Genomic DNA, 12,845 nt, shown 5'->3' with positions numbered 1-12,845 from the left:
AATACGTACACCAACAAAATATGACCTATCACTAGATGATGTACCTTGTTCATATGCCTATTTTTAGGTTGTTTTTACTATATTTTCATAAAGTGAAACTTTAATCAGTAGGGGTTTTGTTCATTTCCCACTGATTATTAGTTGAACCAATCTGGCGTTTCCGGGCAGTTAATGCGGGATAAATGGAAATTATAAAATATAAATTTAAACAATAACATCTAGATTTATGTCATCATTTTCTAGCTTTATAGTCGTATATTCCATAACTTTGTTTGGTCATCTTCGTATTTCCAATATGCACTCCCATCTTTATTTTTCTTCGCTTCAATATCTGCTATATCAGAGCTAATTTTATAAGTATTTATAATTAGTGATTTCTGCTAAGAAAAGTCTATTTTTATGAATGGCAAATCAGCGATGTTTTATGTCTATTCCGCATACGTGTTAGCACTTTTTTATATTTCTTCTATTGCATACACCTTCATAATTTCAATATATTTTCCCTTACCACATAGACATGGTTGCTCTCTTCTATATGATTCTTCCCAGCTCATTTAAACACACCTCTTTAACTACTTAATTTATATTATTATATAAAAAAGCCCTGCCACAAGGCAGAGCGAGTAAGATGGATTACACGTATCATATAACAATTTATATCAGTAACTGAACACTGTTAAACAGTGTTCTTTTTTGTTTAAATTAGCGTTGTTGTTCAAAATATCCCGAAGTTGTTATATATTAAAAGTGCGACATACGTTCTACATTAAACCCTTCCCTACGACTTATGTTTGAGTGCTAGGAGAAATCCTAGCTTTTATTTTCCCCTCTGAATAAAATCTAAAATTCCGTCATTTAAATACCAAACTCCGAATTCCCCTTGGAGATGAGCAGTCAGCTTTTGCTAACTGCTTTTTTTACAAATAATAATTAATTTACCCAAGAGCATTTCAAAAGATTTTCGTATGATATGGTGTATTCCTTTCTTTTGAGTGAATGATCTCGTCATGAGAGCACTTTATTAAGTGCTCTTTTCGTGTTTCAAATACATACAAAATAAAATTTTTATATTAACCTTAATTACACATTTAATTGAATATTAATTCATCAGATACAAATCATTTCTTATAAGGGCGTTCTGTACTTACGCCGTTATATAAATATTCAAATTTATTCCCCGCATATTTTTATAAGTTGTATACAGTTCCATATGGAATTGTTGAAACAGAAATTCCGTATGGTGTAATATGATGCATTGGATAATAATACTCCATAGATGAATAGTACGGTTGTATGCCTTGCTGTATTTGTTGCATTTGCTGCTGTGCTTGTAACGCTTGTTGAACAGCTTGAATTGTACTTTGTGCTCCGCTATACGTAATACCCGCCGTACCATACGGACGCATTCTATCTCGGGTATCAAAATATGAATAAAACATTAGTATTCAACTCACTTCCATATAAGTTATTACAAAGTATATTATGAGTATTAATTTCAGTGAGTGTTAAAAACTAGTCCACTAGCTTTTATTCAAATAACGTTTTTGTTCAACTGCCTTTTTTTAATCTCCACGCCTTATCAAAATATAATCTTATATATCTTTCTACTTATTATGATGCAAGTGTCTACACTAAATTGTTAGACAAGCATAAAATAAATTAAGTCTAATAATAAAGGAAAAATAAATATGCAAAACCGTTACATGCTTACAGTCAAACTCACCTCATTTAACGAGACAACGCTGACTGGCATTACTATAGAAGGTATCACGCTGACAGCGAACGTCACGTTAAAAACAACCTATCATCAAGCGATTCTCAATCGATTTCCCCCTCAGGACCCAGTTCGTCCCCTAGTCGTGAACTATAACGTAGCCGTCAAATCTGGCAGAAAATCTGCTATCTTGAATGCCGTGACGCAGCTCGCGAATGCTGGGGTAAGCGCGCAGGTTCGTCTGGATTCCTGCAACAATACCGTGGCATCCTTCCGTCCCGTTCCCTCAATAATATAAGTCAGATACCCGTCACAATAGGATAACGACTGTGACGGGTACGAAGCTGTTCGAGTGAATAGCCCTCAAATTTGTCCCGATCCCATTTCCCTTCACTCCTTGAATATTTTTTCAAAACCAATACATACTATTTTCAAGCCGCCGTATCCACGGCTAATACTTCTTTCTTTTGTTACAGCAGAAGCAGGTAGATTCGTCACTTATCTGCTTTCTCTGTATATTTTTTTTAATATCGAAAAGACTACCTACAAGCTGTTTGAACTAGCAGCTTCACTCTTCTTGTAATGGGAAAGCAATTTATCACAATTAGCTAACTCATTCGACTCACTGGCAGACAACCAAAATTGTTGTCTGCTTTTTGTATGGAATTTTTCATTTTGCATATACTACTTTTGAGCCTGTTTACCAATGCAAGCCATTTTAGTGTTTTGAATTCCGACTAAGCTTTTTTGTTGCATAGATTATTACATCTTTGACAACACTGGTTAAAAGCGCGCTTTCTGGTTATTCGTAGTTCTAGTCCAGAATAATTTTTCTCCTATAAAGGACAGTAGGTACGACTGCTCGTCCTTTTTTACTTATATCGCATACTCTCCCTTTTGACAGCTATGAACCACATTGCCCTCTTCATCGAATTAAGCAATTTCCCAATAAGGGTGGCCGTTGTACGCTTCTATTTCCCCATCGAACAAAACGAACAAATTAGTTTTCCAGTTTCCAACGATCGTCCCCCACTTGCCAGCTACATTTACTCGCATACCCATGTAAGCAAAATGTAGATTTCGGTGGTTCTGCATTTTCTTGAAAGCTTTTTCCGCGCTGTACATCTGCTTGATGTCAAAAACACCTTCGTTCTCGCACTTTACAAACTTCATGAATTCTGTCATTAGCATTTGATATCTCTTTAACTTTAAGGGTATATTCTCATGTCTTACCCAATATGCAAGAAGATGCAGTGAAAACATTCGCGAAGAGTATATTTTGATATGTGTTTGCAAACACATATCGAAATGTTCAAAAGCATTGATTTAAAGGCATCTATAGCACATTGAAATAAAACATTACATAAAAACTCATATAATATTAGTGCACCTTTTTTGAGATTGGAATATATTTCGTAAAATACACCCCTACTAGCAACAATACAATTGAGACTAGCCAAGTAAAAATACCGCCAAAATCAAGCCAATATGCAAACAGATTTAAGATTGCAATTAAAAAGCAACAAATAGAAGTTAATGAACTTTTTAACCCTTTTATCCCCGCTTTTTTTCTTTTTTGATAAGTTATATACATCGAAGCGACTAGAAAAAGGATTAGAACAATTGGTAACATAGCTTGTAGCAATGGCAATCCCTCCTGTCTATTTCCACCCCCTTTATTTTACCATTTAATTCCTTTTATTACATTCCTTTTTTCTTTTCAACTGGCTAAACTAAATATTATTTGATGTCTACTCAAAACCTTGTTAAAATCACTTCAAGAACATACATTCGAAATGTTGTTAATGTGCGTATAACATTTCAAAACTATATTAAATAATTCCAAATGGATAAAACTCTACGTTGAAACTACTTATTGGCGATCAACTATTTTTTGAAATAAGCAAACTTGTATTTATAAGATTACAAATAGCCGCATTGAACAGTTAAAGAATAAGTTTTTTAATCATCCATTTATCATGATAAGAGAGGAAAGTATTTATGAATAAAAGCAAACCAGTTGGCGAATTAACTATTGAAGACTTGAAACAAAACCCAATATGGGAATGGGCAATAGATGAAGAGGAAAACGAAGAGTGCGATGAAACGTGGGTAAAACCAGTGGAAACAATAAATTTTACAGAAGAGTTAAACGGTTCAATAGTACTGGGCGAATTAATAATACATAATAATGAGAAATTCCCTATGATGTGTAGTATCGATATTGAAAATAATGAGGTATTAATTAGTTCCATTGTTTTTTATAACGAAAAAGAAGATGAGTATATTGCTATAGAAGATGTAGTGAAAACGGTTGAAATGCCTTTATCACTTAATATTAATCTCACAATTAACGGAGAGCCTAGAGCTTTAAAATTCTCTGCAGATAAAATTGATATTTATAAAAACATTATAAAAACTAACTTAAATTAAATTCTAATTGAAGTTAGGAAAATACTCATCAAGCAAGAACTGGGAAACCATTATAATTAACGGTTTCCCAAATATCCTTCTATTTTCAATATTTATATAAATTCATACTAAATAATCCCATTTCCCACCAATGTCTCTGCGATTTGAACTGAGTTCCAAGCAGCACCTTTTAATAAATTATCAGAAACGATCCAAAGATGGAATCCTTTTGATGTATCAGGATCTTTACGTATTCTACCTACAAATGTATCTCTTTTACCCTCTGCATATAATGGCGTTGGATAAATTTGTTCACTAGGATTATCTTGTAAAATAACACCTGGTGCATTCAGTAGTACTTCTTTAATTTCTGCAACGGTCGCTTCTTTTTCAAGTTCAATATAAACTGATTCAGAATGCCCCGATACAACTGGAACTCTGACGCAAGTAGCTGCCATTTTTAGATTTGGATCTTCTAAAATTTTCTTCGTCTCTTGAATCATCTTTACTTCTTCGAATGTGAAATCATTGTCTGTAAATATATCCACTTGCGGCAATACATTAAATGCAATTGGATAATGTTTTTTATCTTTTTTCGCTGGTAATATAGTACTCTTCACTTCTTCACCTGTAAGCATTGACTTAGCTTGTTCTTTTAATTCATGAAGCGCATGAATTCCTGAGCCTGATACGGCTTGATACGTTGAAACAATAATTCGTTCTAAACCAAATGATTTTCGAATTGGCTGAAGAGCTGTTACCATCTGTAGTGCTGAGCAATTCGGAACTGCAATGATCCCTTTATGTTCCCTTAAAGTATGTGCATTTACTTCTGGAACGACGAGTGGTACATCGTGTGCCATTCGGTATTCACTTGTGTTGTCAATTACGATTGCACCACTAGAAACTGCATGATTTACATATTGTCTAGAAACTTCTCCTCCAGCACTAAAAAATGCAATGTCTACACCTTCAAAACTAGTTGATTTTGCCTCTTGTATTTTAATCTCTCGCCCTTTAAATTGTACTATCTTACCAGCAGATCGTTTTGACGAGAGTAATGTAATTTCTTCTATATTAAATTTCGTTACTCTCTCTAACAATGCAATGATTTTTTGCCCTACTGCGCCTGTAGCCCCAACTACAGCTACATGATAGCTCTTTTCACTCATTTTTTCTCCTCCAATTTCACTTGAATGAATTTCTCCACAACTTAATTTTAAAAGAAATTTAATGATTTGAAAAATTGAAATACATGATATAATCATTCACAAATCATGATAATAAAAGAGGTATCATTTATGGAAATGAGACATGTTAAAACATTTTGTGCCATTGTTAAATATGGCAGCTTTTCTAAAGCTGCTCATGCATTAGGTTATGCGCAATCTACTGTGACAGCCCATATTAAAGCATTAGAGAACGATTTAAACATTCCTCTATTCGATCGATTAGGAAAAAAAATACTTCTTACAAAAGCAGGTCATCAATTTCATCCGTACGCATTAGAATTACTTACTATTTATGATAAAGCGCAAGAAATCCCTCAAAACAGTGACCATTTAGAAGGAACATTGACTATTACATCTAATGAATCATTGGCAGTGTATCGATTACCACAATTATTACGTACTTACAAACAGGAAAATTCGAAAGTAAATATCGTACTTGAGACAAATACCAATGAGCAAGCATTGAAAAAACTACATGAAGGAGAAACCGATGTTATCTTCATAATTGGAGAAAGTATAGAGCATAATGATTTTATTACGTGCAATTTATGTAATGAAACATTTGGATGGATTTTCCCTGCTCATTTCCCTTCAAACACTGATCCACTCCTTTTATTACAAGATACTCAATTTATATTTACAGAACAAAGCTGTGGCTATAGACCAATGGTAGATCGTTTTTTACGTCAAAACGGAAGAAATCCTAATAAAACATTTGAGACTTCCAATGTTGAAGTCATTAAACAATCCGTTATGTGTGAGTTAGGAATTTCTATTCTCCCTTACATCGTTGTACAAGAAAGTTATCAAAAAGAACAACTCTGTTTTCAGCCCATCGAAACTCCAGCCGTCATTCAAAGCCACGTAATCTATCATAAATCTAGGTGGATATCACCAGTTTTACAATCGTTTCTTACATTATTAGAGAGAATAGAATAGAATAGAAAAGTAAGCGAGTAATAACAAAAATGAGTAACTGCTCTAAAAAGCAGTTACTCATTTTTGTTAAAACATTTGTGTTCATAACAGTAAAGGTGTTTCAAAATCAATATGTATATTATTTATTAGCTTGTACCTCACCTGCAATTAATTTACTACCTGAATATGTACCTTTTTGTATAAAAACTTGATTAATTAATTCTTTTTGCTCCTTTTCTGACATTACTCCTTTCCCTTCTCCTAAATTCCCACTTTGCAATTTCCAAATCTTGTTGTGGTCCACATCAACCTTTTCATATTTTCCTTGTTTCCATCGTTCTAAAATATCCACATATGTACTTTTTTGTGCAACATCATTACTATTTATAATTTCAAGTAAACTTTCAATACGTTCTTGTGTAATAAAAATATAACCCCATTTTTGATCAGCTTTCGTTTTTTGATGTGCCATTTCATGTAATGCTGTCTGTATGTTCTCATCTGTCCATTTGAAATTTTTATTAAAACCACTATTCGGCAATGAATGATTTCCATTTTCCGACAACTTTGCATCTTCGGCTTTTACATTACTATCAGCTAGCACTTCTACTGCCGGAGCGGCTGGTGATGCCTTTTTCGCAGCTGGTTTACTATTATTCAGATAATACAGCATACCATACGTTACACCTACCCCGATTACCGCCATACCAGCTATAATTCCTATTATTTTAAATAATGTTTTCATCTCGCCTATTTCCTCCCACATAGCCCTTTTCATAATTTCTATCTATTAAAAACAGATATAGCTTCTCTTTTTTCGCAACTTACTGCAATTCATTTTTTCATACTAATTAACATAAATATAACTATTACTTTCCAGAAATGTAGCAACTCCATCCTCATCATTACTTTTGGCAATAAATTTAGCGACGGATTTTAATTCCTCAACAGCATTGTTCATTGCAACACCAATGCCACATTTCTCTATCATTTCCATATCATTATAGTCATCTCCAAATGCAATTACGTCAGATACGTCACAATTAATGTGCTGAAGAACATGTTGAATACTATTCCATTTTGAAACTTCCGCATGCATAATTTGACACAATGTTCCGTCATCCGTAATGACTGCATTACATTCGACAGGAAGTTCTTTAATTAAATTCTTATCTATTGAACCCTTATTACAAATGATCACTTTAAAAGCTTTTTCGAATTCTAGCTCTTTTACGTCTATAACTTCACAATGTACATTACCAAAGTAATCAGTAACATCAAAATTTGAGTACAGCTTATCATTTATTTCAATACAAATATGATTAAGGTTATATTTTTTTGCTTTTTCTATGATTTCTAAAATATTATTCTTAGAAATCTCCTTTTTATATAAAATATCATTACCTTTAAGAACAATTGCTCCGTTATAACAAATGATAATGTCATTCTTTAACGCATTGGGAATATACCGATTTATATCTCTTGGAGGTCTTGCCGTAGCAAAAATCAATTTATCCCCTTTATTTTTACATTCCCTCAAAATATTAATAGATTTCTCTGAAATTGTTTTATCACTTCTTAATAGAGTCCCATCTAGATCCGAAATAATAACTTTCTTCATGCTTAAATTAAGTCTCCTCTCATAAATTATCATTATTTACATTAATAGAATTATTTTAATAAATTTATCAATACTTTCATTACTTTTGATGCACCTATTCCTCCTTAAACTATATAGCAAAACTTTTCATACATTTCCTTATATTGTATTTCTTTTTCAGATAAATTAAAAGATTATTCTGTCACGTTATAAAATTTCTTCTCTAATCTTTATTACATATACTAAGTATTTCATTTAAAACTACGAAACTTTATACTATTTCCACTTATAAAGTAGATGAAAAAATATTGCACTTAAATAAAAAAACGAGCGCCTTATATGACACCCGTTTCTTTTTAATATGCACGATTCTCTTGTAACCACCACGTTATAGCATCTAACCTTGAAACATCAAACCGTATTTCTTCATTCACTTTCAAATCCTTTAAACTTTTCATAATCTCCATTTCATTCGTCTTTACATTTTTCGCCCCGATTAACTTGCAGTACCCTTTTGTAACATTATTTAAGTTTTCATAATAACGTTGGAACGGTTTAGCTATATGTAAATGTTTTTCAAAGTTTCTTCTTTTTCTCGTCCCATCAGACTCTTTCCGTTTTCTAAGCTCTTCCTCACTTGTATATAAATAAAAATATTGATCTGGAAAACCAATTTCTTCGTTAATTATCTTTTCTTTATAAAAGTTTTCTATTAAAGATAACGGCTGATTAAATATATCAAAATGGAAACACCAATTATAACTAAGTGGCTGATAAATATCACCATCAAGTATTACTAACTCATATTGCTGCGACTTCTGCACTGCTATATTCCAGCGCTCTACTTGTTTTTCAAAATACCATGTTCTATGTGCCTTTTTTGGTCTTTCAAATAAAAAGTTAACTTCAGGAATAATAAATGCACCGTAATTTTTTTCTAGTTCACGGCATGTTGTACTCTTACCAACAGCACTCGCTCCCTCAAACGCTATAATCCCCATATTTTCTCCCTCTTTCATTAGCTAATAATTCGTTGTTTCGCTTTTCGCCCCCATAACTGTTTCCATAAAACGATTGAAGCAATTGCAAGCATTATTGTTGTAATAATACTACCTTCAATTCCGAATGTGCCTCCGTGAAGTACTTCTGACCCATTTGTTACAGGTTTAAATAGCGGCGTTGAATATATCGTCATGCCACTAACCGCAAAACCATAGACGTTATATTGCGCCCAATTCCAAATTGAATGCCACGCGCATATCCCCCAAAGACTACTGTCTTTTAAAACATAAAATGCTGCAAATACACCAACTAATATTATATTCGATATTGAAAGAATTGTAATACCAGGATTAAGTAAATGCAGAAAACCAAATAAAAAGGACGTCACTATAATCCCAACCCATATACGACTTCTAACAGAAATAACTGGAAATAACCAGCCTCGTACAATAATTTCTTCCGTTGCACCTTGTATTAAAAAAGCAATTAAAGATCCTACAATACCAAATATGGCGGTTGCCGTAATTTGTTGCATTTGTAGTTTTACAATCCCTGTTAACACAAGTACAATTACTGGTATTGAAATAAAGACAAATCCTATTAACGCACCTCTCAAATACTTTCTTATCCATTGCACTTTCCAAAAACCAATGGATGAAAATAACCTTTTCTCTACAAACCTAATCCATAAAAAAACAAAAAATATAGTCCCACCAAACGCTAATATCATCTCAATATTATTATAAATTGCCTTTACAAATGATGTATCTGCTTTCGGTAAAAACAGCATAAATAACATAAAAAATTCACCTAAAGTTAAAAATACAATAGCTAGTAGTACAGCTAAAATAGGATGAACTTTTCTTCTTCCTTCTTTTGCTGCTTCAATTATTTTAAATTGTTTATTTTGCAATATTCTATCCCCTCCTAATTATTGTACTCCTCAGTATTATTAAAATATATATAGCCTTTCCTTTAAACTTATTTTTTAATATAAATGATCTTGGTTTAGAATAAATCCAGATTTGGAATAATATATAAATAAAAGAGATGTCTTTGTGCCTTTTACCAATTTCTCCTCATATTACTTATTGGTATTACCAGCACTTGCTATTTCCCACCATTTGTTGTAAGATAGTAATTAAGGTCAATTTAACATTATACTTTCTTTGCATATTATCAAGTATCAATCAGGAATGTTTTGTACTCCTTATGGATTTTTGATAATATGTGAACTTTTATTTTCAATCGAATAAGGCCGATCATATTGTAATCTTTTTAAATTTTAGGAGGCATTACCATGACATTAACAGGTAAAGTAAAATGGTTTAACAGCGAAAAAGGTTTCGGTTTCATCGAAGTTGCAGACGGTAGCGACGTGTTCGTTCACTTCTCAGCTATCACTGGCGACGGCTTCAAATCTCTTGACGAAGGTCAAGAAGTTAGCTTCGAAGTTGAAGACGGTAACCGTGGACCTCAAGCTAAAAACGTTGTAAAGCTATAATTCAATCAATAAAAAGGTTGTTACCAGCTCGGTTAACAACCTTTTTAATATATAACTAAAAATTTTTACATAAAAGGAGTGGTTACATGTATCGCAATCGAAAGAACGATGTAGCAGAAGTACCACCAGAACAAACCCCTGTTTGGGAATGTGAATCAGAGGATTGTTTAGGATGGATGAGAAAGAACTTTTCATTTGAAGAAGAGCCTAAATGCCCTTTATGTAAAAGTAGTATGAAAAGTGGAGAACGTTTATTACCTAAAATAGGTTAATTTTTACAAGCCCCTCTTATTTTAAATAAGAGGGGCTTTTTTATTAATAATGAATATCCTCTACATCTGTTCGTACAATAGAATACATTAATGCATCGTGTTGTTTATTTCCTTGATGAATGTATCCGCGTAACAGCCCTTCTTGTTGAAAACCTAATTTAGATAACATATTACACGAAGTTATATTTTCAGGATATGTAATAGCTCCAATTCTAAATAAACCTAAATCTCGAAATCCATACGTAATAATTTCTCGAGCAGCTTCAGAAGCATAACCATTCCCCCAATAACGAGGATGCAAATCATATCCAATCTCTGAGCGTTTACTCCAAAGTTGTAAATTATTTAATCCAATTGTTCCTACTAAAGTATTTGTGTCTTTTAATACAATCCCCCAACGCATTGCCTTTTTCTCAAAGTAATTTTTCGAAAAAGATTCAATCATACGTGAAGCTTGTCCAAACTCAGTAAAAGAATTCATACCGTAATAACACGTTACCTCATCCAATGAGAATATTTCATATATTTTTTGACAATAAGATTGTTCTATTTCAACTAAGCGCAAGCGTTCCGTTTCTAATATAGGAAATGCCATAACCATAGGATCACTCCTTTCTCTCTACTAATTTATTATAGCAGAAAAAGTATTTATAATTAGGAAAGTCCTCAATGTCCCACAAATCAAACATTTCTAGCGACGCTTTTCCTCATTTTCACTTACTAATGAAGCAAATGCACCCGTTCCAATTCCAATATCAATAATCTTTTGCCTCTTATTTAATTGAATCATTTCTTTCGCTTCAAGAGTACTTGAGACTCCCACGACTAAAGTCGCAAGCCCGAATCCTTACGGAATTACGGGTGGGATTCTTGAATGACTAAGCGTTCGCAGTCCATTTCTGTTTTGAACAGCCTTCAAGATGAGGGCATCTCATTGCCCCTCCTAAACCAGACCATATAGGTGCTTAGGCTGATTGACTGTTACCATCAATCACAGTTGCGTAGCGAATATTCATCGCCCCAACGATATCACGGTGTGTCTCAAACCCACATTGACACTTGTACTTTCTGTCTTGTGCCCTGTTCTTTTCAGCGCATTTCGGACAGCTTTGACTTGTATAAGCTGGATTCACATATTCAACCTGAATATCAGCTAATATCGCTTTATATTCAATAAATTTTGACAAACGATAGAATGACCAAGTGTGTAGGTTTTTTTCGTTTTTACGGCTTGTTCTTGCCGTCTGTCTTATATTCGTTAATTGTTCTAATCGAATGACAGAAATATGATTTGCAATCGCAAAATTAATGATTTCACGACTTATTTTATGATCTTTATCTTGCATCCATCTTTGTTCTTTATCATCCAATCGCCGAATCGCATTCACTTTTTTGGCTTTTCCTAATTTCTTACGAATACACCGAAACTTACGCTTCTTACATTTGTTTTGCCTACCATTTCCAAAAAAACGAATCTTATCATCATCTGTGATTGCTACCGCGGGGACCTTGAGACCTAAGTCTACTCCTAAAATTTTCGTTCCTACCCTTTCATTTGTAGGAAGCGTGACAGATATTTGGGCCATCCACTTATTCGATTTCATTGTGATGCGAAGTGTACCTAATTTATGTTTTAACAGATTCAGATTGCGATTGTTTTTATCGCTTAATAAAGCTCGGATTTTTACACGAGTCGATTTTCCATTTCTCTTAAACGGGATTGAAATATGAGTAGAGTCAAATGAATAATTCTGATTGTTCCATACACAAACAGGTCTCTTTAGAATCGGAATGATTTTATAATGGCTTTTCTTTACTTTTGTAGCAAACAAACTTTTTGCGTCTTTAATCGCTTGATTCTTCACCGCACTTGGGATATTTGCTTCAATATTTTTTGTGCTTTTTTTCGTACTTTTCTTTGCTTTAACCATTTCCGATACAAGTGTATTTATAACTTTGATATATTCGTGACTACTTTGTTCTAATAAACGGATTTGTTCTTTTGTTGGAATCAATTTCACTTTCACTGTTAGGGTCTGTGACATACGTTTCATCCCCTTGTTTTTTGATTTTCAACATCATTCATTTAATACATTTCTGCAATAGAAACAAAATGAGAACGTGTCCATAAACTTTGCAACTGCATGAGACGAGAAGATTTTTCTCTCAAACACTTTGAACCGTTCTTCTA

At 33.2% G+C, this 12,845-nt stretch carries 15 protein-coding genes and 1 pseudogene; 6 read left to right on the top strand and 10 right to left on the bottom strand.

Features of this window, described 5'->3' with window-relative positions; all coding sequences use genetic code 11:
• Positions 1-1,187 precede the first annotated feature (1,187 nt).
• Positions 1,188-1,439, bottom strand: a complete 252-nt coding sequence (locus tag NSQ47_RS06680; protein WP_002136277.1) for a DUF3947 family protein — start codon at positions 1,437-1,439, stop codon at positions 1,188-1,190.
• 249 nt (positions 1,440-1,688) lie between these two features.
• Between NSQ47_RS06680 and NSQ47_RS06675 the strand changes: the two genes are divergently transcribed.
• Positions 1,689-2,012: a hypothetical protein gene (locus tag NSQ47_RS06675; RefSeq protein WP_340823775.1), complete on the top strand. Its 324-nt coding sequence runs from the start codon at positions 1,689-1,691 to the stop codon at positions 2,010-2,012.
• 635 nt (positions 2,013-2,647) lie between these two features.
• Here the strand turns inward: NSQ47_RS06675 and NSQ47_RS06670 are convergent.
• A complete protein-coding gene (locus tag NSQ47_RS06670; RefSeq protein WP_445662091.1) occupies positions 2,648-2,905 on the bottom strand; it encodes a hypothetical protein in 258 nt (85 codons plus the stop codon).
• 2 nt (positions 2,906-2,907) lie between these two features.
• On the opposite strand from NSQ47_RS06670, the pseudogene NSQ47_RS28190 reads away from it, so the two are divergent.
• Positions 2,908-2,997: pseudogene (locus NSQ47_RS28190) on the top strand (tyrosine-type recombinase/integrase); the annotation flags it as partial.
• A gap of 98 nt (positions 2,998-3,095) precedes the next feature.
• Here the strand turns inward: NSQ47_RS28190 and NSQ47_RS06660 are convergent.
• Positions 3,096-3,359, bottom strand: a complete 264-nt coding sequence (locus NSQ47_RS06660; protein WP_341036411.1) for a hypothetical protein — start codon at positions 3,357-3,359, stop codon at positions 3,096-3,098.
• Positions 3,360-3,715: 356 nt separating this feature from the next.
• On the opposite strand from NSQ47_RS06660, the gene NSQ47_RS06655 reads away from it, so the two are divergent.
• Positions 3,716-4,147, top strand: coding sequence for a hypothetical protein (locus NSQ47_RS06655; protein WP_340823768.1), 432 nt, complete (start codon positions 3,716-3,718; stop codon positions 4,145-4,147).
• Between the two features lie 107 nt (positions 4,148-4,254).
• Here the strand turns inward: NSQ47_RS06655 and NSQ47_RS06650 are convergent, their stop codons facing one another.
• Complete coding sequence (locus tag NSQ47_RS06650) at positions 4,255-5,298, bottom strand: aspartate-semialdehyde dehydrogenase (RefSeq protein ID WP_341036410.1); 1,044 nt, start codon at positions 5,296-5,298, stop codon at positions 4,255-4,257.
• A 129-nt stretch (positions 5,299-5,427) separates the two neighbouring features.
• Between NSQ47_RS06650 and NSQ47_RS06645 the strand changes: the two genes are divergently transcribed.
• Positions 5,428-6,297: a LysR family transcriptional regulator gene (locus NSQ47_RS06645; RefSeq protein WP_340823764.1), complete on the top strand. Its 870-nt coding sequence runs from the start codon at positions 5,428-5,430 to the stop codon at positions 6,295-6,297.
• 118 nt (positions 6,298-6,415) lie between these two features.
• Here NSQ47_RS06645 and NSQ47_RS06640 read toward each other — a convergent pair whose 3' ends face one another.
• The 4 genes from NSQ47_RS06640 to NSQ47_RS06625 form a co-directional block, all read right to left on the bottom strand.
• Positions 6,416-7,021, bottom strand: coding sequence for a PRK06770 family protein (locus tag NSQ47_RS06640; protein WP_215581682.1), 606 nt, complete (start codon positions 7,019-7,021; stop codon positions 6,416-6,418).
• Positions 7,022-7,123: 102 nt separating this feature from the next.
• Positions 7,124-7,897 carry an HAD family hydrolase gene (locus NSQ47_RS06635; RefSeq protein ID WP_340823759.1) on the bottom strand — a complete coding sequence of 258 codons (774 nt, stop codon included), beginning with the start codon at positions 7,895-7,897 and terminating at the stop codon, positions 7,124-7,126.
• A 335-nt stretch (positions 7,898-8,232) separates the two neighbouring features.
• Positions 8,233-8,895 (bottom strand): AAA family ATPase, encoded by a 663-nt coding sequence (locus NSQ47_RS06630; protein WP_215558459.1) that lies wholly within the window; start codon positions 8,893-8,895, stop codon positions 8,233-8,235.
• On the bottom strand, positions 8,895-9,791 hold the full coding sequence (locus NSQ47_RS06625; protein ID WP_341036407.1) for a CPBP family intramembrane glutamic endopeptidase: 897 nt from the start codon (positions 9,789-9,791) through the stop codon (positions 8,895-8,897). The genes NSQ47_RS06630 and NSQ47_RS06625 overlap by 1 nt, the downstream gene beginning before the upstream one ends.
• 387 nt (positions 9,792-10,178) lie before the next feature.
• Here NSQ47_RS06625 and cspD point away from each other — a divergent pair, with 387 nt between their 5' ends.
• Together cspD and NSQ47_RS06615 are read left to right on the top strand one after the other, a co-directional pair.
• Positions 10,179-10,382, top strand: a complete 204-nt coding sequence (cspD, locus tag NSQ47_RS06620; protein ID WP_002012849.1) for a cold-shock protein CspD — start codon at positions 10,179-10,181, stop codon at positions 10,380-10,382.
• Positions 10,383-10,468: 86 nt separating this feature from the next.
• The gene (locus NSQ47_RS06615; protein ID WP_000286202.1) at positions 10,469-10,654 is read left to right on the top strand and encodes a cold-shock protein; all 186 of its coding nucleotides are present in this window, start codon (positions 10,469-10,471) and stop codon (positions 10,652-10,654) included.
• A 43-nt stretch (positions 10,655-10,697) separates the two neighbouring features.
• On the opposite strand, the gene NSQ47_RS06610 is transcribed toward NSQ47_RS06615, so the two are convergent.
• Entirely contained in the window at positions 10,698-11,249 is a 552-nt protein-coding gene (locus tag NSQ47_RS06610; RefSeq protein ID WP_033710605.1) for a GNAT family N-acetyltransferase, read from the bottom strand.
• 370 nt (positions 11,250-11,619) lie between these two features.
• Complete coding sequence (locus NSQ47_RS06605) at positions 11,620-12,699, bottom strand: RNA-guided endonuclease InsQ/TnpB family protein (protein WP_341036405.1); 1,080 nt, start codon at positions 12,697-12,699, stop codon at positions 11,620-11,622.
• Between the last annotated feature and the right edge of the window lie 146 nt (positions 12,700-12,845).

The sequence above is a fragment of the Bacillus sp. FSL R10-2780 genome (assembly GCF_038006125.1).
GTDB classification, from domain to species: Bacteria; Bacillota; Bacilli; order Bacillales; family Bacillaceae_G; genus Bacillus_A; species Bacillus_A cereus_U.
This window is presented reverse-complemented; position numbering and strand designations above follow the sequence as displayed.